Below are 24196 nucleotides of genomic sequence, written 5' to 3'. Positions count from 1 at the left end.
GTCGAGCTCCGGGTGTTAACTTGGCCAAATGTGAGTCTGTATAGCATGAGGTTCTGGCGATGCTATGCGTTCTAACCGAATTCCATCGCCTGGCCCGATGCTAGCACAGTGCGTCGAGCGCTCAGATGCGCGTACCGCTATCACTCTGGTCGCAGCCGAGGTGGACAACCCGATACGCCTTTGGGCACCATTAGATCGCTAGATGGCTCTTACCCTCGGAGAGAAAGCGATGGCAGGTGGCGGTGTCAACAAGGTGATCCTGATCGGCAACCTCGGTGTAGACCCTGAGGTGCGCTATATGCCGAGTGGTAGTGCAGTGGCCAACCTGCGGATCGCAACCAGCGAGTCCTGGCGCGATAAGACGACTGGAGAACCGCAAGAGCGTACCGAATGGCATCGTGTCGCGTTGTTCGGCAAGCTTGCCGAGATTGCAGGTCAGTATCTACACAAGGGCTCCAAGGTGTATATCGAGGGTAAGCTGCGGACGCGTAAGTGGCAGGGCCAAGACGGACAAGATCGCTACACGACCGAGATTATCGTCGACATCAATGGTTCGATGCAGATGTTGGATAGTCGCGGCGGCGGTGGCGGTGGAGGTGCTGGTGACGGCGGCTATGGTCGGCCCACAGGCACTGGCGGGGCCGGTAGCGCGCCGGCACCAATGCGTGAGGAAGGAGGCTCGCAGGCCCCGGCGCCGGATATGCGCGGGGATGGGGGCGACTTTGACGACGATATACCGTTCTGATGCGATGTTGGCTCAAGCTGCCGTGCACGGGTTTTGTTTGTGCGCCGGGTCCGACGACGCATTGCGGGTTCATGACACACATGAGCCCGTCCTCAATAGCAGCTAGGCTGTGCTCACTGCAGCCGCTTCTCAGCGCTCGCGCTATCCCCTGCTTGACGACAAGGTTGACGACTCAACGATGACCGATACCCCACGCATCCTGCTCATTGGCGCCGATGGCCAAGTTGGTTGGGAGCTGCGACGTACCTTGGCACCCGTTGGCCAAGTAATTGCGGCTTCACTCTCAGGTCAAGATGGGCCTGCCGTTGACCTCACCGAGCCAGCTTCGGTGCGGCGGCTGTTCCACGAGACGGCGCCGGACGCGGTGGTCAATGCCGCGGCCTACACGGCTGTCGACAAGGCCGAAAGCCAGCCTGAGCTGGCCCAGGCGATCAACGGCGATGCGCTGGCGTTGATCGCCGAGCTGTGTACGGCGCCACGCATTCCGGTGATCCATTATTCGACTGATTTCGTCTTCTCCGGCGTCACCGATCATCCCTATCGAGAAGACGACCCCGCCGAGCCGCGCAGCGTCTATGGGCGCACCAAACTCGCGGGCGAGCAAGCGTTGCTTGAATCCGGCGCGCCGGCGCTCGTGTTTCGCACCGCTTGGGTCTATGGGGTGCGTGGCAGCAACTTCTTGCTGACGATGCTGAATCTGTTTCGTGAGCGGGCAGAGCTGCGGATCGTCGACGACCAGATCGGCACCCCGACCTGGAGTCGAATGCTGGCTGAGGTGACAGCCCAGATCGCCTATCGCGTGTTCCATGGCGGCCTCGATATCGAAGAGGTCAAGGGGCTCTACCATCTCACCGGGGCTGGTGCGACCTCCTGGTTTGGGTTTGCTGAGGCCATTCGCGAGGCGGCTGGCAGTCAATGTCGGCTGCTGCCGATACCGACCAGCGAATACCCGGCTCCGGCGCAGCGACCGGCCTACTCGGTGCTGGATACGGGCCGTTTTCGCAGAACCTTCGGGCTTGCGCTGCCGGATTGGCGTCACTCATTGGCGCTCTGCCTTGCCGATCTGCGTGAGCAACGTCCGCTCATGACGTCAGCGGCGAAAGGGCCGAAATGATCCAAGCGCCGTGTCGGGCGTTTCACATCACCCATCAGTCAGTGTGCCAGCTCCAAAGCTGGTGCGAACCTTGCGTCGTACTCGCTAAGACACAGGCAACCGGTCGAGCCTTGGTCGTTAGCAGGCTGACCATCACCGCATTTTCTAGGTAAGCAACCGAGGATATCCTCCACCATGACCACCACCCATGATGGCGCGTCGAGAACCAGTAACACCAAGCTCTTGAGCTGGGTCGATGAGATGGCCAGCCTCTGCAAGCCAGATCGCATCTACTGGTGCGACGGCAGCCAGGAGGAGTACGACCGACTCTGTAATGAGATGGTTGAAAGTGGCGCCTATATCCGGCTCAATCCCGACAAGCGTCCCAATAGTTTCCTCGCGCGCTCGCATCCAAGCGATGTCGCGCGGGTTGAGGATCGCACCTTCATCTGCTCCGAGCGCAAGGAAGACGCCGGGCCGACCAACAACTGGATGGACCCCAAGCAGATGCGCGCGACCCTACGCGAGCGTTTCGACGGCTGTATGCAAGGCCGCACCCTCTACGTGATCCCGTTCAGTATGGGGCCGATCGGCTCGCCGATTGCCCATATCGGTATTGAGATCACTGATTCCGCCTATGTGGTCACCAACCAGCGCATCATGACCCGGATGGGACAGGCGGTGCTCGATGCACTGGGCGCCGATGGCGACTTCGTGCCCTGCATGCACTCGGTTGGGGCGCCCTTGGCCCCGGGTGAGCAGGATGTGCCCTGGCCCTGTGCGAGCAATGTCGAGGACAAGTACATCACCCACTTCCCGGAGACCCGCGAGATCTGGTCGTTCGGCAGTGGCTATGGTGGCAACGCGCTGCTCGGCAAGAAGTGCTTTGCGCTGCGCATCGCCTCGGTGATGGCGCGCGACGAGGGCTGGCTCGCCGAGCACATGCTGATCCTGGGCGTGAAGTCGCCCGAGGGCAGCAAGCACTATGTCGCCGGCGCCTTCCCGAGCGCCTGTGGCAAGACCAACTTCGCGATGCTGATCCCGCCCAAGGGCTTTGAGGGCTGGGAGGTGACCACGGTCGGCGATGACATCGCCTGGATCAAGCCGAATCCGGAGGATGGTCGGTTCTACGCCATCAATCCGGAATACGGTTTCTTTGGCGTCGCGCCTGGTACCAATGAAAGCTCGAACCCGAACGCCATCGCCTCGCTGCGCAGCAATGCGATCTTCACCAACACCGCGCTGACCGATGAGGGTGATGTCTGGTGGGAGGGGCTGACCAAGGAGCCGCCCGAGCATCTGATCGACTGGCAGGGCAACGACTGGACGCCGGGCTGTGGCCGACCCGCGGCGCATCCGAACTCACGCTTCACCGCGCTGGCCAGTCAGTGCCCCTCAATCGACCCGGACTGGGAGAACCCCAAGGGGGTGCCGATCAGCGCCTTCCTGTTCGGCGGCAGGGTGAGTCGGAACTTCCCGCTGGCGTTTCAGAGCTACAACTGGGAGCACGGCGTCTACATGGCCGCGACCATGGGCTCGGAGGGCACCGCGGCCTCGATCGGCCAGGCCAACATGCGCCGCGACCCGATGGCGATGCTGCCGTTCTGCGGCTACAACATGGCCGAGTATTGGAAGCATTGGCTGCGCATCGGCCGCCAGCATGTGGCCACGCCACCGCGCATCTTCCGCGTCAACTGGTTCCGCAAGGATGCCCACGGCAAGTTCATCTGGCCTGGCTTCGGTGACAACATGCGGGTGCTGAAGTGGGTCATCGACCGGGTCGAGGGGCGCGCCGCGGGCATCGAAAGCCCGCTCGGTTGGCTGCCGGGCTGGGATGACCTGACCTGGGAGGGCCTGGAGTTCAGCCGCGAGCAGTTCTTCGCGATCATGAACATCGACAAGGAGGTGGCGCGCCAGGAGACGGTCGAGCAGGACGAGCTGTTCACCCGCTTTGGCGATCATCTGCCGCGCGAGATGGAGCTGGAGCGCGAGCTGCAATTGGCGCGGCTCTATCACTCGCCCGATGTTTGGGATCTGTCGCGCGCGGTCGCGTGCTGAGGCTGTTGTAAGACAATGAAAAATAACTATCCAGGTTTAACCACTGAAGAAGTCAAGGCGTCGCGCGCGCGCTGGGGCAGCAATGCCCTCACGCCGCAGGAGAGCGAGGGCTTTCTCGACAAGCTGAAAGCCAATTTCAAGGACCCGACGATCGTCGTGCTGATGATCGCCCTGGTGATGATCACCGCGTTGGCGCTGTTCGGCTATGCCGAATGGTACGAAGGGGTCGGTATTGCGATCGCGGTGCTGATCGCCGTGGGCGTGGCCACCTGGTCGGAGTACAAGAACGAGGGCGCCTTTCAGCGGCTGCTGACCGACGCCTCGCAGATCCAGGTCAAGGTGTTCCGCGATGGCTCGAGCCTAGAGATCCCGATCGATGAGCTGGTCGTCGGCGATAAGGTGTTGTTACAGCCAGGCGATAAGGTGCCCGCCGATGGCGTCGTCCTCTCCGGTGAGCTGACGGTCGATCAGGCCTCGATGACCGGCGAGTCCGATCCGGTGAACAAGCACGCGGTCTCGAGTCGGGACGCCGCCGCCGAGGTGGCGGATCTGCATGACCCGCATTGGGTCTTCCGTGGCTCGGTGATCGAAGACGGCGAGGCCGTGGTCGAGCTGGCCGCGGTCGGCGACAAGACCTTCTATGGGCGCCTGGCCCAAGAGATGAGCAGCGAGGCGCGCGAGACCCCGCTGCAGGCGAAATTGTCGGTACTTGCCGGTCAGATCGGTAAGTTCGGCCTGTTTGGCGGCATCGCCATCGCCTTCGCCTTCATGGGCCAGAAGCTGTTCATGGAGCGTGGTCTGACGCTGGCGACCCTTGGCCCCTTCCTCGCCGACTGGGCGAATTGGGGCGCCTTGATCAGTGATTTCGTCACCGCGATCATCCTCGCGGCGGTGATCATCGTCGTCGCCGTGCCCGAGGGGCTGCCGATGATGGTCGCAATCGTGTTGTCGATCAACATGCGCAAGCTGCTGCAAGACCGGGTGTTGGTGCGCAAGCTGCTCGGCATCGAAGCCGCCGGCAGCCTCAATGTGCTGTTCACCGATAAGACCGGCACGCTCACCCGCGGCCATCTGCAGGTCTCGACCGTGGTGCTCGGCGATGGTCGGCAGTGGCCGGATTTTGCCGCCTTGCCGGACCCAATCCGGGCGACGGTCGGCACCTCGATCCGACTCAATACCATGGCGGTGATCGATGTCAGCCAGCCCGAGGTGGTCAATATCATCGGTGCCGATCGCACCGAGCAGGCCTTGCTGCGCTTCGTCGAGCCGGTACTGCGCGAGCCGGACCCGGCCGCCGTGGTCGACATGATCGCCTTCAGTACCGCGCGCAAGTTCTCGGCGGTACAGCTCGAAGGCGGTCCGGCGACCACCCTGATCAAGGGCGCCCCGGAGATCATCCTGGCCCGCTGCACGCAGATGCTCGATGCCGAGGGTCAGCGGCGGCCGCTGACATCGGCCGAGCTGGAGCCGACCCTGAACGCGCTCGCCGAGCGCTCGATGCGCCTGCTGGCGCTGGCCGTCTCGGACGCGCCGATCGGCGAGCATAAGGAGCTGCCCGAGCAGATGACGCTGGTGGCGGTGGTCGGCCTGCGCGACGAGCTGCGGCCGGAATCCCGCGCCGCGGTGCGCACCGCGCGCGAGGCTGGGGTGCATGTGGTCATGGTCACCGGTGACCGCCACGAGACCGCGCGCGCCATCGCCACCGATGTCGGCCTGCTCGACCCGGGCACCGGGGTGGCGATGACCTCCAAGGAGATCGAGGCGCTCTCGGATGAGGAGCTGAAAGCGGTGCTGCCGCGCCTGCAGGTGGTCTCGCGCGCCTATCCGCACACCAAGAGCCGACTGGTGCAAGCCGCGCAGGAGATCGGCCTGGTCGGCGGCATGACCGGCGATGGGGTCAACGACGCCGGCGCCCTAAAGCGCTCCGATGTCGGCTTCTCGATGGGCAGCGGTACCGAGGTGGCCAAGGAGGCCGGCGATATCGTCATCCTCAACGATAACTTCTCGTCGCTGACGCGCGCCGTGCTCTATGGCCGCACGCTGTTCAAGTCGATCAGGAAATTCCTGATCTTCCAGCTCACGGTCAATGTCTCGGCGATCCTGGTCGCCTTCCTCGGGCCGTTCTTCGGCTTCGATCTGCCGCTGACCATGGTGCAACTGCTGTGGATCAACCTGATCATGGACACGCTGGCGGCCTTGGCCTTCTCCGGCGAGGCGGCGCTCGATCGCTACATGCGCGAGAAACCGATCCCACGCGATACGCCGATCATCAGTGGCGATATGTGGTCCTCGATCCTGATCAATGGCTTCGCGATTGCTGGGCTGAGCATCATCTTCCTGACCTTCGCGCCCATTCGCGGGTTGTTCAGTAGCGAGGCGGCCTTCCTGACCGGCTTCTTCGCCTTCTTCGTGTTCATCAACAACTTCAACAAGTTCAATGCGCGCACCGAGAACACCGATCTGTTCGAGCATCTGACCGAGAACCGGTTGTTCATCATCGTCGTCGCGCTGATCTTCGCGCTGCAGATCATCTTCACCTACTTCGGTGGCGAGGTGCTGCGCACCGTGGGGCTGAGCCTGAGCGAGTGGATCTGGGTACTGCTGTTCTCGGTGTTGATCATCCCGATCGACCTGGCGCGCAAGCGGGTGCGCGACAAGCTGGGGCTGCATCCGGTGGAGCCGTTCGAGCAGGCCGAGGCAAAGGCCGAGGCCACGACCGCGCGGTAACACTGGGCGGTCGTCACACCCGACGCATTGCGCATGGATGCGCAATGCGCCTGCGGCGCCTCATCAGGAGGCAGCAGGGCTTGGTTGTTGCTCCTGATGCCGCTGCGCCGGGTCTGCGCTGCTGAGCCTGGTCGCGCTTGGTCGCGCTGGCTTTCCGATCAGCGACCCATGGCCGCGCGTCCGACGATGTGCTCGGCCCAGGCGCTGTGGGTGGCCAGCTCGCACATCGAACCCCCGAATTTGAACACGGCGCGGTCGTCATTTAGGATGCGTTGCGCGGCCTTGAGGTCGCTCGGGGAGACGCGGAAGCGGCTGTCGATCAGCGGCAGCTGATCGGGATGGATCGCGGTCTTGCCGCAGAGGCCGTGGGCGAGGTCTTCGCCGAGCTCTTCCGCGAGGATCTCGGGGCAGTCGATGTGCTCGAACACCGGCGCGGTGAGTTCGAAGCCATGCGGCTTGAAGACGGTGACCAGGTTGGCGATGGTCAGCCCGAGCGGGGTGCGATAGAGGGTGCGATCACGCGGGCGCCGGATGCCGAGGAGCGCCAGCAGATCGTTGCCGCCGATGCGTAGCGCGAGGATCTGGTCTCGATAGCCGCGCTCGAGCATGTAGTCGCGCAGCTCGGCCATGCGCGCGGGATCGAAGACGTCGCGGGTCTCGAGCGTTGGCATGCAGTGGAAGCGGGCCCGACCGCCACCGAGCCGATAGCCATCGATCTGGTCCATGTAGACGTCGATGTTGCTCATGTCGAGCTTGGGCAGGACGAAGCCGTCGAGCTTGTCGATGCCGGGAAGATCAAGCAGCCAGGTCAGGATCTCGGGGTTGCGCACGCGCACGAAGCGCAAGGTCTCAGTGCTCGGGCGCATCCGGTCGAGGCAGTGGCGCAGGTTGTCAAGCGCCGAGCCCAGGGCCTCGGCGGCCACTGCGTCCTCGGTGCAGAAGATGACTGAGCGCAGCTTAGGCCATTTGCGGCCGTTGGCGATCTGTAGGCAGTCCTTATGCGTCACGGGGACATACAAGGAGCCGCCCAGACGATAGGCGTCAAGCATTGGTGACCGCTCTGGAAGACTGAAAAGGCTAGGCCGCTTGTTCCGGAAGAGGGAGCTGGAATCTTCCGGCCACGACACCCGCAACGGTCAGGTCTTCATCCAATGCGTCCCAACGAAGCGCATAACCGTTGACCTCAATGGTCACTTGCTTTAGCTGCTCCTGAGTCGCTGCGCTGAGCAGCTTAAAACGATCCGCCGGGAAACCAACGATGCGCCCGTCCTTCAGCTCAAGGTAAATCATTCTCGCCTCGGCCCAAGCACGCAGGGCGCATGGCTCATGGTCAATCGCCGTGGTATTCATGGAATTGCTCCAGCAGAAATGCTTGGTGATTATAAATGATTCTCTCGATCTCTCTGAGCTGATGCGCTGGAATGCCCCGGTTTCGTGCAAGTGAGCTAGGCGACAGCCAGAATTTACACTCACCTTCAGCGCCGCGAATATGGATATGAGCCGGCTCTGTCCCTTCGTCAGAGTAGAAATGGAATCTCAAGCCTTTGATTCTTAGGACGGTTGGCATGCCTTGATCAACGCAACGGCTTGATAGGGCAGGCTGGGATCGATCTCGCAGCGGACGGCCTTTTCGTTGGCGAGCTGGCGCAGGTGCGCCACCTCGGGGATCGCGGCGTCGCGCAGGATCAGCAGCTCAGGCACGCGCCGGAGCAACACGCGGGTGGCCTCGCCGATGCCTGGCTTGATCAGGTTCTCGTCGCTGATGGCGAAGCGGTTCTTCAGCTCGGCGATGAGGTGCCGCGAGCGTGTCCGTGCCGAGCTTGGATCGATGGGGACGGGGTTGGGCCGGTAGCCAGCCGCGAGCTGCTCGCGAATGGCCTCGCGCAAGGCCTCGACGAACCAGACCGAGCGATCCTGGGGCGCGAACTCGGCGTAGTAGACGCAGCCGTGGAAGTCCCGCGGGCCGATCTGCTCGTTGAGGATGGAGCGGCTGACGAGTCCTGATAGGGTCGCGTTCATGATGCTCGAGGGGATCAGGTAGTCGGCATCCGAGGGCGCAATCCCGACCCCGGCGAGATCGGTGAGGGCATAGAGGTTTGGGTCTAGGCACAGGCTCGGGAACCGGCGTTGGTGCTGGTCCTCGTTCTTGGCATCGCCTTCGTCCTCGCCATCGCCCTTGCCCTCGTCCTTGCAGCGATGCTCGCTGAAGTCGGCGATGGCGCGCCGCAATTCTCGCGCGATGACGCCTTTTCCGGTCCAGCCGTCGATGAAGACGATGCTGGCCGGATCATGGCCGGCCTGCTCGAGCACATAGCGCAGCGCCTGCTGATCGATGCCGCGATCGCGAATGATCGAGAGCGAATAATGGGTTGTCGGACGCGCGAAGAGGTCAGTCAGGGTGTGCTTGAGCACCGCGCCGACCGGTGTGCCAGCGCGCGCCAGCGACAGCAGCGTGATGGCATCGGCTCGCTGGTTGGCGATGATGGCGGCGAGATCCAACAGTCCCTGCGCCATGCGCGCCCGATTCATCGTCCAGGCCTGCTCGAAGAGGGTCATGTAGCGCGGCGAGGGCAGGGACTCGCGGCTCAGCATCTCGCTGTAATGACGCTGTCCGCTCTGGATCAGGCGTTCCTTCTCGGCGACGGGGGTCGGCTCGAGCTGGATCGGCGTGAGCAGGAAGCGCACATCCTCGGGGCGGTAGCTGCCGTGAAAACAAGCGCCTTGGGCAGGCTGCTGTTTAGGTAGCGACCGCAGCTGCGGCTGGGACTGCTGCTGCGGTTGCGACTGCTGCGGCTGTGATTGCTGCGACGGTGGCTGCTGTGACTGTGGCTGCTGTGACTGTGGCGGCGGCTGCTGCGACTGCGGCTGCGATTGCTGCTGCGGCTGCAACTGCAGCGACTGGCGGTGGTGTTCCAGCGGATCTCGGTCCATGGGAAGTGCGCGGCGATGAAGATTGAGCAGGATGCGACGAGCAGGTTGAGCCGGCGAGCGCTAGAGCAGCGGGCGGCCGAAGGTCGCGGCGAAGAGCTGGGTATCGCGCGGGGTGATGCAGTAATCGCAGGCGGCGATGAAGGCGCCGTCGATGAGACTGTCGCCAATGCCGATGGTCAGCAGCGCTTCGCCATCATCGTTGAGGCGGTCGATCAGATAGCGCACGGCGTGCTCCTTGCCGATCCCGCGCGGGATCACGGCGAGATTGTTGTCGTTGCGATGCACGCGATAAGCGTCGCCCTGCGCGCTCAACCACGGCTGGATCAACTCGGCGTCGAGCTGGGCCAGGTCTTCATCGCGACCGTCGCGATACTTGGCGACGAAGTAGAAGGGCAACTCGAACTCGCCGACCAGGCGGACTCGGGCGGCGAGGTCGTTTGCTTGAATAGAGGCTTGCGCCTGCTCGAGCAGATCCAGGAGATCGCTGCGTGCATCATTGGACACCCCACGCATGCGCTCCAGCCACTCGGGATCGGGCGTGCCACTCGGATCGAGTAAAACACCGCCATAGACCAGGATCGACCAGCTCTGGAATGGCAGGTCGACCCGGCGCAGCGCATCCAGGTCGCGCGCCGTGGTTGGCACCAGGGTGGCGTCGGCCGCGAGCCAGTCCCAGAACGCCCGCTGTTTGCCGGTCATGAACGAATGCGCGCTGCCATCCCGTAGCCGGGCCACGGGGTGCAGCGCCTCGTCTGGCGCGCATTTGCGATGGCTCTGGAACAGGGTGTCGTCCAGATCCAGGAACACGAGCTTGCGCATTCGGGGGGCGCTCGTTAATCGATATAGCCCCAAGATCTGAAGCGTTCTTGCAGATCGGGCTCATGCTTGAACGCCTGAAAGTAGAGAAATTCAGGAGCAAGGTCTGCACCATTTGGCCAAACGATCGTGTCGAGTTCGGTATCGACACGCAACTGTGAGAATACCTCAACATCCAAAAGGGGTTCAAACGCCGGGCCGGATAAGGCTGGGCGAAGGTCTGCGACACCTTGGCGGCCATCGTTGAAAAAGAGTTCAACTGTGTAATCTCGAAGGTGGCGGGCTTCGCGGACGTGGAGGAACATGATATTACTCCAGAGGCTCTATTGGTTTAGGCGCATTACGTGTTTGGCAAAGGTGCCAGTCTTCCAGAAGCTCGTCGCGGTGCAAATCATGCCACTCGAGGACATGATGGAGTGCGCGTTTTGGAAACCTTCCCTGGATGATTCCCGTCACGATGTCCACGGTGATCTCATACTCACCATATTTCGCATGGAAATGAGGTGGCGAATGATCATCCCAGTACATGGCGATGATAATCCCGAGAAATCGACTAATGACAGGCATTCTGGAAGAACGTGACTCAGCGCTGATGCGTGCGGATCTAGGCCAGCTCGAATTCAGCCGGATTGAGGTTGAGTTCCATCGCCAGTTTGCGCGCAACCCGCTTCTCGTCATCATCGAAGACGCCGTCGGCGCCGGCGATGGCGATGATCAGGCGCATGATCAGGCGTGCCGCCGAATCATTGCTCTTCATCTTGCGTACCGCCTCATAGGCCTTGGTCTCGCCAAGATCCTTGTCGAACTCGATCTGGCTGACGATGTTCTGGAAGCTGTCGATCAGCTCCTTGCTCGAAAAGACAGACAGCGCCTCATAGTTCTCGATGAAGCGCATCATCTTCTGCTTCTCGTCCGATGAAATATGACCATCGGCCATGGCGATCAGGACCGAGCCACTGACGGCGGCGTTCATGAAGTCCTTGTTCTTGAACTTGAGGGCCTCGTTCTTGAGCTCGGATGCCTTGTTCTTGAGGTTGTCGAGGAAGTTTTGAAAGCTCATGCTGATGTCTCGGGTGTTGATGGGTTGTAAGGCAAGAATGCCGGGGTGTTGAATGCGTACAGCGGTATTGGGCGTGCCTGGCCTGCTCGGCCTGTTCAGCCTGCTTGGCCCGCTTGTTCAATCCTTGCTTCCTGAGGTCCAGCGCAGGCCCCAGTGATGGGCCTGGTCGACGTCGCGATGGCCGCGATAATAATCCACCAGCTTGGTGATGCGTACCGCGCCGGCGTCGTTCTCGAGGAGGGCGATGGCGCACATGGGCTGATGGTTGCTCTGTGAGTCGAGCCGAACCTCGATCTCGGGCTGGCCGGGCGTCTTCAGGCTGATCCTGGCATCGGCCTCGGCCCAGTTGGGCGCGCCCTCGTAGATGAAGGCATAGATGAGCACGCGCCGGATGGCATCCCAGTGCTGGCCATTGATGCGCAGGTTCTCGCCTTCGCTGCTGTTGCCGCTCCGGTCATCGGCATCCAGCGCGATATAGGGCGGGTTGAGCAGATCACCGAAGTTATTGCCCAGTGCCTGGATCGCGCCCTTTTCGCCGGTTTGCAGCTCGATCAGGCAGCCGAGGTCGAGATCGATTTGGCTTGCGCGTTTGCCGCCGAACAGGCCGCGTTTGACGGCGGCGGATGCGGCTGGGCGCCAGCTCAGATTGATCAGGATCTCGCCATGCTCGGCATGGCCTGGCTTTTCGAGCGAGACGCGGTTGCCCTTCTTCTCGAGCGTGATCTTGCTGAGATTGAGCGGCGGTGTCTTGGGCTGAGACGGTGGCGATTGCGACGCTGGCGGGGGGGAGGCCTGCGAGGTTGGCGGCCGCGTCGTTGTCCCCTGCAAGGTTGGCGACTGCGGCGGTGCGGCCGCTGGCGTTGGCTCGGCGACCGTGCCACCAAAATGCTCGACCAGGGCCGCGAGCCCACCGTTGAAGCCCTGGCCGATGGCACAGGTGCGCCAGACGCCGCCCTTGCGATAGACCTCGAGCAACATCAACGCCCGCTCGGCGGCGAAATCGGCTCCGCTGAAGGCGAAGCGTCCGCGCTCGGTCGCGCCGTCGAGAAAGCGCACATGGCCTTGACCAATGTTCGACATCGCCCCCGTCCCGTCGATCGCCGCGGTGATGGTCAGCCGCTCGATGCTGGGCGGCAGCTTGCCAAGATCGATGTCGAAGCAGGTCTGATCGCCCGGCTGACCAGAGGGACCACCAGCGTGGGCGGCAGACGGGCCACTTGCGGCGGCACCTGCCGGCGCGCTCAGCCGTACCCCGCCGCAGGGCGAGGTTGGCTGGTTGAAGAAGGTCATGTAGCGCTCATCGGCGAGCTTGCCGGCGGCATCCAGCCCGAAGCAGGCGACGTCGATGCTCAGGCCCGGTGCCTGGATGGCGACACCGAGCCTGAAGTGCTCGCCGTTGGCGATCAGGTCCGTGATCTTGGCGCGTTGTCCGCGGGTCAGGTCCATCCGCGGTTAGCCGACGTTAACGCCATGCTGCTGGGCGAGTGCCTTGAGGCCGCCGGCGTAACCTTGGCCCACGGCCTTGAACTTCCAGTCGCCGCTGTGGCGATAGATCTCGCCGAAGATCATCGCGGTCTCGGTCGAGTAGTCTTCGGACAGATCGAAGCGCACCACCTCTTGGTTGTTGTCGCGGTTGACGATACGCACGAAGGCGTTGCTCACCTGACCGAAGTTCTGGCGACGGGCCTCGGCATCGTGGATGGTGACGACCACGACCAGGCGTTGGATGGTGGCTGGAACCTTGGAGAGGGTGACATGGATGGTTTCGTCGTCGCCTTCGCCCTCACCGGTGAGGTTGTCGCCGGTGTGCTCGACCGATCCGTCCGGTGAGGTCTTCTGGTTATAGAAGATGAAATGGCTGTCATCTGGCACCTTGCCATCGTCCTTGACCATGAACAGGCTGGCGTCGAGGTCGAAATCCTGGCCGTCGGTTGCCCGCGCGTCCCAGCCCAGGCCGACGAGCACATTCTCCAGATTAGGTGCTTCCTTGCTCAGATTGACGTTACCGCCTTTATTCAAGCTGATTGCCATCGGTGCCTCCGCTTGGGGTTGAGTGTGGGGTTGCTGGTTGGTGCAGGTTGGTGCAGGTTGGTGCAGGTTGATGCAGGTTGATGCTGGTTAGGCTAAAGACATGCCAAGGTGATGCTCGATACGCTGCGCTGGGTGAGGCACCCTGGGGACAGGCGAATAGCCAGCCTTGACTAGGCACAGGTCCCAGGGGCTGAGGTCTGGTAAGGCACGCAGCGCGCGCCGAGCTGCGCACGCACATCCATTAAGCTGTCGCTCGGGGTCTCGTGACAGAGGATGATGCGGGCATAGGCATTGGGGTCGACATTGTACAGATAGTTCGGGATGCCTTCGCCATAATTGTCCTCAAAGACCAGACGTTGGCTGATATCCGCGCCACAGAGGATGGGCGAGCGGGTCGTCGACTGCACGCGCACATTGCGCCCCTCGCGCTCCAAGGCCCGGCCAACCCGGAACGCCGGGTGCATCAGCTCCCCGGTGCCGAGCACCAGCAGCGGGGCGTCCAGCGACAGATCGTCCACCAGCGTGGCGATATCCGCCGCGCAGAGCGGCCAAGGTTGGCTGATGCCGAAACGCCCGCCCATGGCGGCGAGCTGATCCGGGCGTCGCTGAGTGTCGCCGACCGCGCTTGGGGCGGACTGCGCGGCGAGCCGAGGGGCTGGACTGAAATCGATCTCGGCATCCAGGGCGCTGATCAGGCTCACCGGCAGCCCGAGCTGCTCGCTGAAGGCCGCGGCACGTTGTTGCCCACTGAAATTGGTGATCGAGACGAAGTGGATGCGCGCTAGGTCTGGATTGTGTGCCCGATAAGCGGTCGCCAGATTGCAGAGCGTGGAGCCGGTGCTGATCTCGTCATCGATCAGGATCAGCTCGCGTGCCGTGGCGAAGCGCCGCTGGTGTTCGGGGTCGAGCGGTTCATAGAGGATCTGATCCGGGGCGTGGCAATGGGCCTCTTGGAAATCCAGTGCGCGGCAGCCGGGCACCCGATAACGGGTCGAGTGCAGGAACAGGGCGTTGGCGTCAGGTTGCTGGGCGAGCAGGGCCTCGAAGATCCCCTGGCCCAGCCCCGTGGCGGTCTCCGCCATGGCGACGAACAGCCAGGGACCCGGGCTTGACCCGAGGTGTTGGGCGAGGGCTTGGGCAAGATGCTGATGGATCTGCTCCATCGCCGCTGGCCGTGCTGGCCAATGCTTACCGAGCACCTTGCTGACGAACAGGAAGCCGCGCTTGGGATTGGCGCGCGCGGCAAACCCGCAGAGTTGATCGAGCGGGAACGCCGCGCGCGTGACCTGGACCTCGAGCCTGCCAGTGGCAAGCTCGACGTGCAGGGTTTGGTCTCGGCTCACAGATGTGGCTTGATCTGCGGCAGCAGTTCCTCGAAGGTCCGTCCGCGGCCGACCTCACCGATCGCATGCATCTTCCACTCGCCATTGTGGCGGTAGACCTTGGCCATGATCATCGCCGAGTGGCCGCCCTGGCAGGAGAGGTCGTAGCGGGCGATCTCGCTGTTGTTGGCGCCATTGACGATGCGGCAAAAGGCGTTCTCGACCTGCGAGAAATCCTGGCCGGTGTAGTTGTTGACGGTGAAGACCAGGCTCTTGACATTGCCCGGCACTGCGGAGAGATCGACCTTGATCTGCTCGTCGTCACCGTCGCCCTCGCCGGTGCGATTGTCACCAGTATGCTCGATGCTACCGTCCTTGCTGCGCAGTTGGCGGAACCAGATCGCATCGAGCTGATTGCCCTGCTCGTCGAATAGCAGGCAGGAGGCATCCAGATCGATACTACCGCCGCCGCCACCGCCGCCGAATAGGCCGCCGAGCATGCCCGATTTCTTGCTGTTTGCGGCGTCCCAGCCGAGGCCCATGATGATCCGGCTCAAGCCGCCGCCGGCCTCCTTCTCTAGCGAGATTTTCTGACCCTTTTGCAGGTTGATGCCCATCTTGTTTGTCCTCGTGTCGGGTGAATGATGCGATCGTTGTGTTGACGGGAGTGACCTTGGCTAGGCCGCCAGCCAGCGAGGCGTCACGGCTTCAGTTGCCGCCCTTTGCCTGGAAGAGGCTGCGGTTGCGCGAGCAGATCACCACCTTGCCTTGGCCTCGGAAGCGGATCACCAGCCCTTCGCCGGAGGTCACGGAATTGACGATGTTGCCGAAGAAACCGCCCCCGGTCTGTGGCATGCCAACCTCGAACGAGAGGTTCGACGACCAGGCGACGGCATGGCTGTTGTCGATCACCGTCTCGCGCTCGGGGCTGACATCAAGGGTGAAGATCGAGCCAAAGCCGGAGACGGCCAGCTTGCCCGTGCCCACCGCCTCCATGATGACGAAGCCGCCGGTACCACCGAAGAAGCCGCCACCGACGGTGTTCATCTTGGGGCGCACCTGAACGCCTGATTCGGCGGCGACGAAGCTACCGTCCGACAGGGTGTAGGAGGTGCTTGGGCTGACGTCGAGCAACTCGATCGACCCGGGTAGGGCCGGCGAGAGCAGGCAGTCGCCGTCGCCAGTGACCGCCTCGATCTCCTGTTGAAAGAAGGACTCGCCCGTGGCCAAGCGCCGCATCAAGGCGTTGCCGATGCCACCGCGCATCTGGCCCTTGACCTGCAGGGGCGCTTCCATCATCACCATGGCGTCGGATTCACAAAAGATCTTCTCGCCCTTGCTGAGACTGACGTGCAAGAACGGGTCGATGTCACCGGTAATGGTGAAGGCTGGCATGCGCCTGTTCTCCAGCGGTTGGGATTGAGCACCAGGGGCGCTTGAGCCCCCTTGGGATCGATCTGGGCTGGGGACGGCATGGCTCCTGCTTCAACGTCGCTGACCAGGGTTGGCGCAGCCCGTCCCAGCCCGTCACATTGGATCAGCCGAGGTTGACGCCGTGGTCTTTGGCGAGTGCTTGCAGCCCACCGGCGAAGCCCTGGCCGACGGCCTTGAACTTCCACTCCTCGCCGTGGCGATAGATCTCGCCGAAGATCAGCGCGGTCTCGGTCGAGTAGTCCTCGGACAGATCGTAGCGCGCCAACTCGGTGTTGGAATCCTTGTTGAGCACGCGCATGAAGGCGTTACGCACCATGCCGAAATTCTGCTTGCGGCTCTCGGCCTCATGGATGGTGACGGCAAAGACGATGCGTTTGGCATCGGCGCTGACGCCGGGCAGGTTGATCGAGACCGTCTCGTCGTCGCCTTCACCCTCGCCAGTGGTGTTGTCACCTGAGTGCTCGACGGCGCCATCGGGGGAGGTCTTCTGGTTGTAGAAGACGAAGTGCCCGTCAGACAGCACCTTGCCGCTGTCGCCGACGATGAAGACGCTGGCATCCAGATCGAAGGCGGCGCCATCGGTGGAACGGGCGTCCCAGCCAAGCCCGACCAGCACATTGGTCAGACCCGGATCGGTCTTGGTGAGACTGACATTGCCGCCTTTTTGCAAGCTGATGGCCATGCTGCTTTTCCTCTCAGTTAGGTGAGATCTAGGTGAAATCTTGGTGAGGCCTAGGGAAGGCCTAGTGAAACCCAGTGGATCGTTTGGTTCGCTTTTTGCTCTATCGCTAGTCTACAGTCAAGACGCCTGTGGCGAAAATCTACTGTACGCGGATTGGGCTCGGATTGGAGTCGGATTCGCGCCAGGTTATGGGGTGCGCGCCAAGGCCCAGATGTCGATGCGCTCGCAGCCGGCCTGTTTCAGTACCCGCGCCAGCTCAGAGACTGTGGCGCCGGTGGTGACCACGTCATCAAGGATCGCGATCCGCCGCGGCACCGCGGAGGTGACCTCGAACGCACCAAGGATGTTACTGAAACGCAGTCGCTCGTTGAGCTCCGACTGGGCGTGGGTTGCCCGCCGGCGTCGGCAGCAGCAGTGGTTGATCGGGATGGCCAGTCGGCGACTGACCACGCGCGCCAACTCTAACGCCTGATTGTAGCCACGGACCCGCAGTCGCTGCGGATGCAGAGGCACAGGGAGGATCGCGTCTGGTGTCTCACAGCCGGGATGCTGGCTCTCATCGGCGAGTGCTGCGGTGAGCGAATCGGTGAGCGAACCGGTGAGCGAATCGGCGAGCGAATCGGCGAGCAGGTCGCCCAGCAGCCGGATCAGGTTGAGCTTCGATTGAAACTTGATGCCGCCGACCAGTGTTGGCAGCGGGTCCTCATAACGAAACGCGGCCGCGCAACGCTCATAGGGTGGCGGTTGGTGCTGACAGCGAACGCAGATGCCTGCTGCCTCTGAGCCAGACTCGCCGGACTGATGCTCCCGCCCCGAGAATGGCTGCGCACAGCGTGCGCAATGCGGTCCGAGCAGCGGTAGGTCGGCATGGCAGCCGGCACAGAGGTCACGCCCAGCCGCGCCGGGAGCGCCGCAGAGCACGCAAGTGGGTGGATAGAGCAGCGTCAGGGCCTGTTCTGCAAAACGCTGCCAAGCAGTCGTTTGGCGAGCCTGACCAACGCACCGATTGGATGCCAGCCTCAAGGGTTCCAGAACTTGATCAGACCGACGCTGATACCGGCGACACCGATAATGGTTCCGAATGACCAGATCATGAACCGGTCGATGCGGCGGGTCATCGCCTCGAAGCGTAGATCCATGTTGGCTTGCATCGCTTCGAAGCGCTTGTCGGACTGCTCGAAACGCTTGTCCATGTTGTTTTGCATCGCTTCGAAGCGTTTGTCGACTTGCTCGAAGCGTTTTTCGACTTGTTCGAAACGCTTGTCCATGTTGGCCTGCATCGCTTCGAAGCGTTTGTCGATCTGTTCAAAGCGTTTATCAACCTGTTCGAAGCGCTTTTCCATCTTCGAAAAGCCCTCGCGCATCAGCTCGCGCTGATGCTTGAGCTCTTCCTCGACCCTCACCATGCGCTCGCGCAGCTCGATCTCGTAGACCGCCGTCGGCTTGCCGAGACTCTGCTCGATCAGCCAGTCGGCCATGTTGTCTTTGATGAAGTCGATATCGTCTTGGGTCAGCGTCATGGCGATTCCTCTTTGCCTACAGTGGTCGAGTATAGCAATCGTCTGAATTGCCGGCTTTGCGGGCTCTCACATGAGGTCTGCTCTCATGCACATCGATTGGCGCTCATGTCTGGCGCAGCCTTTGCCTAGGCCGGCGCTCAGCCAGCCCGGCATAGCCCGCGTGGTATAGACTAGTCAACCAAAACGCCGAGATTTGGTTGACAGCGCTGAGCCGATGGTTAGTCTATCAGCCTCGATTGCGATCGCTTTCTGCGCCGCGACTTCCGCAAACCGCTGTCGGACTCTGTTATGTCACCTTCCCCAAAGCACGCTGATCTGGCTTCTCAGGGCGGTGCGCCACTGCGTCATGATTGGTCAATCGATGAGGCCGCTGTGCTCCTGGACCAGCCGCTCAACGACCTGCTGTTCGCCGCGCAAACCGCCCATCGTCGTCATTTCGATCCGAACCGCATCCAGGTCAGCACCCTGCTCAGCATCAAGACCGGCGCCTGTCCGGAGGACTGCGGCTATTGCTCTCAGAGCGCCAAGCACGACACCGGCCTGGAGCGCGAGCGCCTGCTGCCGGTGTCCGAGGTGCTCGACGCGGCACGGGCGGCGCGCGAGGAGGGCGCCACCCGCTTCTGCATGGGGGCGGCCTGGCGGAATCCGACTGATAAGAATCTAGAGCAGGTCATCGCCATGATCCGCGGGGTCAAGGCGCTGGGCCTGGAGACCTGCGTCACCCTCGGCATGTTGGAACAGCAGCAGGCGCAGCGCCTGCGCGAGGCCGGGCTCGACTACTACAACCATAACCTCGATACCTCGCCCGAGTTCTACGGCCAGGTTATCAGCACCCGAACCTACCAAGACCGGCTCCAGACGCTGGACTACGTGCGCGAGGCCGGGCTGAAGACCTGTAGTGGCGGCATCCTCGGCATGGGCGAATCGCGTCGCGACCGCGCCTCGATGCTCTGTCAGCTGACCAATCTGCCGGCGCATCCCGAATCGGTGCCGATCAACCTGCTGGTGCAGGTGGAGGGCACGCCCTTGTTCGGCACCGAAGCGCTCGATCCGTTCGAGCTGGTGCGCACCATTGCCACCGCCCGGATCATGATGCCAGCCTCTTATGTGCGACTCTCGGCCGGCCGTGCCAGCATGTCCGACGAGCTGCAGGCCCTCTGCTTTGCGGCTGGCGCCAATTCGGTGTTCCATGGCGATCGGCTGCTCACCACCGACAATGCCAAGGCCGCGCGTGACCAGCGGCTCTTCGCCCGTCTTGGCCTGCAACCCGAGGAGGCCGAGCTGGAAGGGCGCGATCAACCCGGTGGTTGCCATCAGTCGATCGATCGGCCAACCCCTGACCAGCACCCGCATCCCGCGCAAGTGTCGCAGGCAGCGGCACCAGGGCATCGGCGATCGCCACAGGATCGGCCCGCCGCGCCAACGGGGCAGGCCGCGAGCCTCTGAACGTGCTGGGTCGCTCAGGCTCGGCCCAGGCGTGGCCAAGATGATCGAGCTTGCGCCTGAACTCGACCGCCTGCGCGCCGCTGGCCTCTACCGCCAGCGGCGGCGGCTCGCCGGCCCGCAAGCGGTGCGGCCGCGCATCGATGGCCGTGAGATGCTCGCCTTCTGCAGCAACGATTACCTCGGGCTCGCTGCCCATCCGGCGGTGGTCGAGGCCTTGCGCGAAGGGGCCGCGCGCGACGGCGTCGGCAGCGGTGCCTCGCATCTGATCACCGGCCACCATGAGGCACACGAGGCACTTGAAGCGGCGCTTGCCGCCTTCGTGGGCCGCGCGCGCGCGCTGCTGTTCTCGACTGGCTACATGGCCAATCTCGGCGTCATCCAAGCCCTCTGCGGGCGTGGCGATCAGATCTTCGCCGACCGGCTCAACCATGCCTCGCTGCTCGATGGTGCCCAGTTGAGCCAAGCCCGGCTGCGCCGCTACCCCCATGTCGATGTTGACCGGCTTCAGGGCATGCTTGGCCATGGCCATCGACAGGCTGACGGCTGCCGTGAAGACAGCGTTGGCGGCAGCTACAATGACTGCAGCGGCAATGATCGCAGTGGTGGCGGCGATCGCAAGCAGCGCCGCTTGATCCTGACCGATGGCGTCTTCAGCATGGATGGCGACCTTGCGCCGATCCCCGCCCTGGCCAGCCTTGCCCGCCACGGCGATGCCCTGCTGATGGTCGATGATGCCCATGGCATCGGCGTGCTCGGCGCTGGCGGTCGGGGTACGCTCGCGCACCTTGGTCTCGACGGTCCCGAGGCCGAGGCTGCAGTGCCAATCCTGGTCGGCACCCTCGGCAAGGCGATCGGCACCTGTGGCGCCTTCGTCGCTGGCAGCGCTGAGCTGATCGAGTTCCTGATTCAACGCGCGCGCAGCTACATCTATACCACTGCATTACCTCCGGCCATCGCCACCGCCACCCTCAAAGCGCTCCAGATCGCGCGGCAAGAACCGGAGCGCCGCGACCAGTTGCAGCAGTTGATCAGCCGCTTTCGCGCCGGCGCCGCCAGCCTCGGACTGGCCCTGGCCGACTCGCCGACACCGATCCAACCGCTGATCGCCGGCGATGTCGCGACCGCCCTGCGCTGGAGCCAATACCTGGAAGGCAACGGCATCCTGGTCACCGCGATCCGCCCACCCACGGTCCCGCGGGGCTCGGCGCGCTTAAGAATCACCTTCTCAGCAGCGCACCAAGCGACCGATGTCGATCGGCTCCTCGAGACCCTGGCCAGGCTTCCAGCGCAGGAGCGGGACAAGGAGCAGTAGGCCAGCGAACCGCATTCATGCCCGTTATCCGCACCAATCACCGATCAACGATGCACAACGACCGACCGAATCTCGTCCTCCTCCACGGCTGGGGCATGAACAATGCTGTCTGGGATGCGCTGCCGGCGACCTTCACCGATCGCTTCCATCTACACCCCATTGAACTGCCCGGACACGGCCACGCGCCCTTTGAAACAGACTGGCGCGACCTCCCAGACTGGGCCGACGCCGTGCTCGCCCAAGCCCCCGAGCAGGCGCTCTGGCTCGGCTGGTCGCTTGGTGCCCTCGTCGCCCTGCAAGCCGCGTTGCAGACGCGCGTTCCCGGCCGCCCGCTTGGACCAGGACAGCAGGTACCCGCGGAAGACAAGCCCAGCTACAGCTTCGCAACAAGAGACGGCTGGCCTTCAAACAGCGACAAAGTAGGAAGCCCCAGTTCGGCATTGAGATCCAGCCACCTAAGCCGCAGTCAGCCAACAAGCCGCAGCAACCAGCGATCAAGTCGCATCAGCGCCTTGATCCTGGTCACCGCCAATCCGCGCTTCGTCCAGGCCGCCGACTGGCGAGCGGCGATGCCGGATGAGGTCTTCGAGGGCTTCCACGCCGCGTTGCTCGATGATCCAAACGCCACCCTCGAGCGCTTCCTCGCGCTGCAAGTGCGCGGTAGCGAAGAGGCCCGCGAGACCCTCAGACGTCTGCGTACTGGCATCGCTGAGCGTCCGCAGCCACAGCCCGACGCCCTGCAAGTCGGCCTCGATCTGCTGCGCGAAGAAGACCTGCGCGCGCGTCTCGCCGATATCCCACAACCCGCGCTCTGGCTGTTCGGCGAGCGCGATACCCTGGTGCCAGCCACGGTTGCCGAGCGCGTCGCGCTGCTGATGCCGACTGCCCGCTGTCAGACGATTCCAGGAGCGGCCCATGCGCCACTGCTGTCGCATGGCGATGCCGTTGCCGCGGCCATCGCTGACTTCCTCTACGGCACCTCGGCATCAGTCTGAGCATCGTCATGAGTCTGATCCTATGAGTCCGATTATCAGTGCAACCATGGACCCAAGCACGGGCCCAATCATGGGCTCAACCACAGGCCCAAACACCGGCCAGTGCATCAGCCCAATCGACAAACGCGCCGCGCGCCGCGCCTTCGAGCGCGCCGCGGTCAGCTATGATGAGGCCGCGGTGCTGCAGCGCGAGATCGGCACTCGCATGCTCGAGCGGCTCGACTATGTGCGTCTCAAGCCGCGGACCATCCTCGATCTCGGCTGCGGCACCGGGCAGGGCATCGACGCGCTCGCCAAGCGCTGGCGCAGGGCCAAGATCATCGCCCTTGATCTGGCCGAAGCGATGTTGCAACGCGCACGCCGTCGGGGCACCTGGATGAACCGGCCACGGCCGCTCTGTGCCGACCTGGAAGCCCTGCCACTGGCCGATGACGCGGTCGACCTGGTGATCTCCAACGCTAGCCTGCAGTGGGCCGGCGATCTGCCACGCGCCTTCGCCGAGCTGCGCCGCGTGCTGCGCCCCGAAGGCCTGCTGATGTTCACCACCTTCGGCCCAGATACCCTGATCGAGCTGCGTCGCGCCTGGGCGCTGGCGGACGCGGGCGCCCATGCCCATGTCAGCCCGTTTCTGGATATGCACGACATCGGCGATGCGCTGATGCGGGCCGGATTTGCGGACCCGGTGATGGACGCCGAGCGTATCACCATGACCTACGAGACCGTCCAGGGTCTGATGCGGGATCTGAAGGCGATCGGCGGCCGCAATGCCTTGCGGGATCGCCCCCGCGCGATGACCGGGCGGCAACGGCTCAGTGCGCTCGAGCAGGCCTACGAGCAGGAGCGGCGTGACGGCCGGCTGCCCTCGACCTGGGAGGTTGTGTACGGCCAGGCTTGGATGCCAGAGGGTGCCAAAGTCCCCACGCAGCAACAGACCGCCGATGGCATCGCAATCCCGCTGTCGGCAATCCCGCGGCGAGTGGCGCGATGAGTGGCGAGATGAGTGGCGCGATGAGTGGCGCGATGAGTTGGTCCGCGCTCTTCACTGACCGGGGGTTGAAGCGGAGTGGAGTCTGCGTTGTCAAGACAATGTCTGGCGGCTATGATGGGGGCTTGATCACTGGAGACGCCTATGCTGAACACTCAAGCCCGAAGCTCCAAGCTCGATCTGCGGCTCACACCGGAGGCCAAGGCGCGGCTCAGTGCCGCGGCCCGCGAACGGCACCAGTCAGTGAGCCAGTTCGTGTTGAGCGGCGCACTGGAGCGTGCCGACGAGACTTTGGCTGATCGCCAGCATTTTGGGCTCGATGCCGAGCACTGGAGCGCCTTTATGGCTGCGCTTGAGAGGCCGCCCCGCGGACTCCCACGCCTTGAGCGCCTATTGCATGAGCCGACGCCCTTCGACCCGCCTGACGCGGCATGACGGCCGGCTTTCGGATCGAGAAGCTGCGGCGCGACCATCCGCTCGACGGGTTCTCGAGCGGAACTGAGTCACTCGATCGTTTCCTGCTGCGCCATGCCTTGACCAATCAGCAGGCCAACGCCTCGCAGACTTACATCGGTCTGCATGATGATGAGGTGATCGGCTTCTACACGCTGGTGGTGGGGGAGGTGGCCTATGAGGATGCCCCAGAGCGACTGACCAAGGGGCTCGTCCGCCATCCTGTCCTCATCATGCTGCTCGCTCGGCTCGTCGTCGCCGTCACCTGGCAGCGTCGTGGCATCGGCATGGGCTTGCTCAAAGACGCCATGCGCCGCACACTTCAGGCCGCTGAGATTGGTGGTATCCGCGCCTTCGCGGTCCACGCCAAGGACGACGACGCCCGTGGCTTTTACGCCCACTTTGGTTTCGCCCCCTCACCGACCGATCCGCTTCATCTGTACCTGCTGGTCAAAGACCCACGGCAAATCCGTTCTAGCCAACGGGAGCTGTTTGGGCAGCACGGGGGTTGGAGTTCGCTGTCATACCCAGGTAGTCGAAGACACGGCGGACCTTGCGGGCAAGCTTATCAATGGTTGCCGAGACG

Annotated in this window: 26 protein-coding genes; 10 read left to right on the top strand and 16 right to left on the bottom strand. The window is 63.3% G+C overall.

Annotated features, from left to right (window positions below):
• Positions 1-229: 229 nt before the first annotated feature.
• The 4 genes from ssb to CCR96_RS08945 all read left to right on the top strand — a co-directional run bounded on the left by ssb (position 230) and on the right by CCR96_RS08945 (position 6623).
• Positions 230-745: a single-stranded DNA-binding protein gene (ssb, locus tag CCR96_RS08960; protein WP_201219793.1), complete on the top strand. Its 516-nt coding sequence runs from the start codon at positions 230-232 to the stop codon at positions 743-745.
• Positions 746-923: 178 nt separating this feature from the next.
• Positions 924-1859 carry a dTDP-4-dehydrorhamnose reductase gene (rfbD, locus tag CCR96_RS08955; RefSeq protein ID WP_201219792.1) on the top strand — a complete coding sequence of 312 codons (936 nt, stop codon included), beginning with the start codon at positions 924-926 and terminating at the stop codon, positions 1857-1859.
• A 174-nt stretch (positions 1860-2033) separates the two neighbouring features.
• Entirely contained in the window at positions 2034-3896 is a 1863-nt protein-coding gene (locus tag CCR96_RS08950) for a phosphoenolpyruvate carboxykinase (GTP) (RefSeq protein ID WP_201219791.1), read from the top strand.
• 15 nt (positions 3897-3911) lie between these two features.
• Positions 3912-6623 carry a calcium-translocating P-type ATPase, PMCA-type gene (locus tag CCR96_RS08945; RefSeq protein ID WP_201219790.1) on the top strand — a complete coding sequence of 904 codons (2712 nt, stop codon included), beginning with the start codon at positions 3912-3914 and terminating at the stop codon, positions 6621-6623.
• Positions 6624-6781: 158 nt separating this feature from the next.
• On the opposite strand, the gene CCR96_RS08940 is transcribed toward CCR96_RS08945, so the two are convergent.
• The 16 genes from CCR96_RS08940 to CCR96_RS08865 form a co-directional block, all read right to left on the bottom strand.
• Complete coding sequence (locus tag CCR96_RS08940; RefSeq protein ID WP_201219789.1) at positions 6782-7672, bottom strand: HpcH/HpaI aldolase/citrate lyase family protein; 891 nt, start codon at positions 7670-7672, stop codon at positions 6782-6784.
• A 28-nt stretch (positions 7673-7700) separates the two neighbouring features.
• Complete coding sequence (locus tag CCR96_RS08935; protein ID WP_201219788.1) at positions 7701-7973, bottom strand: DUF2442 domain-containing protein; 273 nt, start codon at positions 7971-7973, stop codon at positions 7701-7703.
• On the bottom strand, positions 7954-8190 hold the full coding sequence (locus CCR96_RS08930; RefSeq protein WP_201219787.1) for a DUF4160 domain-containing protein: 237 nt from the start codon (positions 8188-8190) through the stop codon (positions 7954-7956). Before CCR96_RS08930 ends, CCR96_RS08935 begins: the two co-directional genes overlap by 20 nt.
• Positions 8175-9554 carry a cysteine protease StiP family protein gene (locus CCR96_RS08925; RefSeq protein ID WP_201219786.1) on the bottom strand — a complete coding sequence of 460 codons (1380 nt, stop codon included), beginning with the start codon at positions 9552-9554 and terminating at the stop codon, positions 8175-8177. Before CCR96_RS08925 ends, CCR96_RS08930 begins: the two co-directional genes overlap by 16 nt.
• Positions 9555-9614: 60 nt before the next feature.
• Positions 9615-10373: an HAD family hydrolase gene (locus CCR96_RS08920; protein WP_201219785.1), complete on the bottom strand. Its 759-nt coding sequence runs from the start codon at positions 10371-10373 to the stop codon at positions 9615-9617.
• Positions 10374-10387: 14 nt separating this feature from the next.
• Positions 10388-10675: a DUF2442 domain-containing protein gene (locus tag CCR96_RS08915; protein WP_201219784.1), complete on the bottom strand. Its 288-nt coding sequence runs from the start codon at positions 10673-10675 to the stop codon at positions 10388-10390.
• Positions 10676-10679: 4 nt separating this feature from the next.
• Complete coding sequence (locus tag CCR96_RS08910) at positions 10680-10937, bottom strand: DUF4160 domain-containing protein (protein WP_201219783.1); 258 nt, start codon at positions 10935-10937, stop codon at positions 10680-10682.
• Between the two features lie 37 nt (positions 10938-10974).
• Entirely contained in the window at positions 10975-11430 is a 456-nt protein-coding gene (locus tag CCR96_RS08905) for a tellurite resistance TerB family protein (RefSeq protein WP_201219782.1), read from the bottom strand.
• 117 nt (positions 11431-11547) lie between these two features.
• Complete coding sequence (locus CCR96_RS08900; RefSeq protein WP_201219781.1) at positions 11548-12876, bottom strand: TerD family protein; 1329 nt, start codon at positions 12874-12876, stop codon at positions 11548-11550.
• Between the two features lie 6 nt (positions 12877-12882).
• On the bottom strand, positions 12883-13461 hold the full coding sequence (locus CCR96_RS08895) for a TerD family protein (protein WP_201219780.1): 579 nt from the start codon (positions 13459-13461) through the stop codon (positions 12883-12885).
• Between the two features lie 170 nt (positions 13462-13631).
• Complete coding sequence (locus tag CCR96_RS08890; RefSeq protein WP_201219779.1) at positions 13632-14804, bottom strand: phosphoribosyltransferase domain-containing protein; 1173 nt, start codon at positions 14802-14804, stop codon at positions 13632-13634.
• Positions 14801-15400: a TerD family protein gene (locus tag CCR96_RS08885; protein WP_201219778.1), complete on the bottom strand. Its 600-nt coding sequence runs from the start codon at positions 15398-15400 to the stop codon at positions 14801-14803. Before CCR96_RS08885 ends, CCR96_RS08890 begins: the two co-directional genes overlap by 4 nt.
• Before the next feature lie 91 nt (positions 15401-15491).
• Positions 15492-16178 carry a TIGR00266 family protein gene (locus tag CCR96_RS08880; protein ID WP_201219777.1) on the bottom strand — a complete coding sequence of 229 codons (687 nt, stop codon included), beginning with the start codon at positions 16176-16178 and terminating at the stop codon, positions 15492-15494.
• A 142-nt stretch (positions 16179-16320) separates the two neighbouring features.
• Positions 16321-16899: a TerD family protein gene (locus CCR96_RS08875; RefSeq protein WP_201219776.1), complete on the bottom strand. Its 579-nt coding sequence runs from the start codon at positions 16897-16899 to the stop codon at positions 16321-16323.
• Between the two features lie 186 nt (positions 16900-17085).
• Positions 17086-17922, bottom strand: a complete 837-nt coding sequence (locus CCR96_RS08870; RefSeq protein ID WP_242518768.1) for a ComF family protein — start codon at positions 17920-17922, stop codon at positions 17086-17088.
• Complete coding sequence (locus CCR96_RS08865) at positions 17919-18419, bottom strand: hypothetical protein (protein ID WP_201219775.1); 501 nt, start codon at positions 18417-18419, stop codon at positions 17919-17921. Before CCR96_RS08865 ends, CCR96_RS08870 begins: the two co-directional genes overlap by 4 nt.
• Positions 18420-18707: 288 nt before the next feature.
• On the opposite strand from CCR96_RS08865, the gene bioB reads away from it, so the two are divergent.
• The 6 genes from bioB to CCR96_RS08835 all read left to right on the top strand — a co-directional run.
• Positions 18708-19865, top strand: coding sequence for a biotin synthase BioB (gene bioB, locus CCR96_RS08860; RefSeq protein WP_201219774.1), 1158 nt, complete (start codon positions 18708-18710; stop codon positions 19863-19865).
• 40 nt (positions 19866-19905) lie between these two features.
• Entirely contained in the window at positions 19906-21177 is a 1272-nt protein-coding gene (locus CCR96_RS08855; RefSeq protein ID WP_201219773.1) for an aminotransferase class I/II-fold pyridoxal phosphate-dependent enzyme, read from the top strand.
• 50 nt (positions 21178-21227) lie between these two features.
• On the top strand, positions 21228-22172 hold the full coding sequence (locus CCR96_RS08850) for an alpha/beta fold hydrolase (RefSeq protein ID WP_201219772.1): 945 nt from the start codon (positions 21228-21230) through the stop codon (positions 22170-22172).
• Positions 22173-22242: 70 nt separating this feature from the next.
• On the top strand, positions 22243-23160 hold the full coding sequence (bioC, locus tag CCR96_RS08845) for a malonyl-ACP O-methyltransferase BioC (protein ID WP_201219844.1): 918 nt from the start codon (positions 22243-22245) through the stop codon (positions 23158-23160).
• A 141-nt stretch (positions 23161-23301) separates the two neighbouring features.
• A complete protein-coding gene (locus tag CCR96_RS08840; protein WP_201219771.1) occupies positions 23302-23592 on the top strand; it encodes a type II toxin-antitoxin system TacA family antitoxin in 291 nt (96 codons plus the stop codon).
• Positions 23589-24196 (top strand): GNAT family N-acetyltransferase (locus CCR96_RS08835; RefSeq protein ID WP_201219770.1); only part of this gene is annotated, 608 nt, incomplete at its 3' end. The genes CCR96_RS08840 and CCR96_RS08835, both read left to right, overlap by 4 nt.

The organism is Halochromatium roseum (assembly GCF_016653315.1).
In the GTDB taxonomy this organism is placed as follows: Bacteria; Pseudomonadota; Gammaproteobacteria; order Chromatiales; family Chromatiaceae; genus Lamprobacter; species Lamprobacter roseus.
This window is presented reverse-complemented; position numbering and strand designations above follow the sequence as displayed.

Coding starts and splice junctions, on each gene's coding strand:
- CCR96_RS08920 (WP_201219785.1), bottom strand. CDS start 10,373: ATGCGCAAGCTCGTGTTCCTGGATCTGGACGACACCCTGTTCCAGAGC.
- CCR96_RS08850 (WP_201219772.1), top strand. CDS start 21,228: ATGCACAACGACCGACCGAATCTCGTCCTCCTCCACGGCTGGGGCATG.
- CCR96_RS08885 (WP_201219778.1), bottom strand. CDS start 15,400: ATGGGCATCAACCTGCAAAAGGGTCAGAAAATCTCGCTAGAGAAGGAG.
- CCR96_RS08925 (WP_201219786.1), bottom strand. CDS start 9,554: ATGGACCGAGATCCGCTGGAACACCACCGCCAGTCGCTGCAGTTGCAG.
- CCR96_RS08855 (WP_201219773.1), top strand. CDS start 19,906: ATGATCGAGCTTGCGCCTGAACTCGACCGCCTGCGCGCCGCTGGCCTC.
- CCR96_RS08840 (WP_201219771.1), top strand. CDS start 23,302: ATGCTGAACACTCAAGCCCGAAGCTCCAAGCTCGATCTGCGGCTCACA.
- CCR96_RS08940 (WP_201219789.1), bottom strand. CDS start 7,672: ATGCTTGACGCCTATCGTCTGGGCGGCTCCTTGTATGTCCCCGTGACG.
- CCR96_RS08900 (WP_201219781.1), bottom strand. CDS start 12,876: ATGGACCTGACCCGCGGACAACGCGCCAAGATCACGGACCTGATCGCC.
- CCR96_RS08865 (WP_201219775.1), bottom strand. CDS start 18,419: ATGACGCTGACCCAAGACGATATCGACTTCATCAAAGACAACATGGCC.
- rfbD (WP_201219792.1), top strand. CDS start 924: ATGACCGATACCCCACGCATCCTGCTCATTGGCGCCGATGGCCAAGTT.
- CCR96_RS08945 (WP_201219790.1), top strand. CDS start 3,912: ATGAAAAATAACTATCCAGGTTTAACCACTGAAGAAGTCAAGGCGTCG.
- CCR96_RS08880 (WP_201219777.1), bottom strand. CDS start 16,178: ATGCCAGCCTTCACCATTACCGGTGACATCGACCCGTTCTTGCACGTC.
- ssb (WP_201219793.1), top strand. CDS start 230: ATGGCAGGTGGCGGTGTCAACAAGGTGATCCTGATCGGCAACCTCGGT.
- CCR96_RS08915 (WP_201219784.1), bottom strand. CDS start 10,675: ATGTTCCTCCACGTCCGCGAAGCCCGCCACCTTCGAGATTACACAGTT.
- CCR96_RS08950 (WP_201219791.1), top strand. CDS start 2,034: ATGACCACCACCCATGATGGCGCGTCGAGAACCAGTAACACCAAGCTC.
- bioB (WP_201219774.1), top strand. CDS start 18,708: ATGTCACCTTCCCCAAAGCACGCTGATCTGGCTTCTCAGGGCGGTGCG.
- CCR96_RS08895 (WP_201219780.1), bottom strand. CDS start 13,461: ATGGCAATCAGCTTGAATAAAGGCGGTAACGTCAATCTGAGCAAGGAA.
- CCR96_RS08905 (WP_201219782.1), bottom strand. CDS start 11,430: ATGAGCTTTCAAAACTTCCTCGACAACCTCAAGAACAAGGCATCCGAG.
- bioC (WP_201219844.1), top strand. CDS start 22,243: ATGGGCTCAACCACAGGCCCAAACACCGGCCAGTGCATCAGCCCAATC.
- CCR96_RS08930 (WP_201219787.1), bottom strand. CDS start 8,190: ATGCCAACCGTCCTAAGAATCAAAGGCTTGAGATTCCATTTCTACTCT.
- CCR96_RS08875 (WP_201219776.1), bottom strand. CDS start 16,899: ATGGCCATCAGCTTGCAAAAAGGCGGCAATGTCAGTCTCACCAAGACC.
- CCR96_RS08910 (WP_201219783.1), bottom strand. CDS start 10,937: ATGCCTGTCATTAGTCGATTTCTCGGGATTATCATCGCCATGTACTGG.
- CCR96_RS08935 (WP_201219788.1), bottom strand. CDS start 7,973: ATGAATACCACGGCGATTGACCATGAGCCATGCGCCCTGCGTGCTTGG.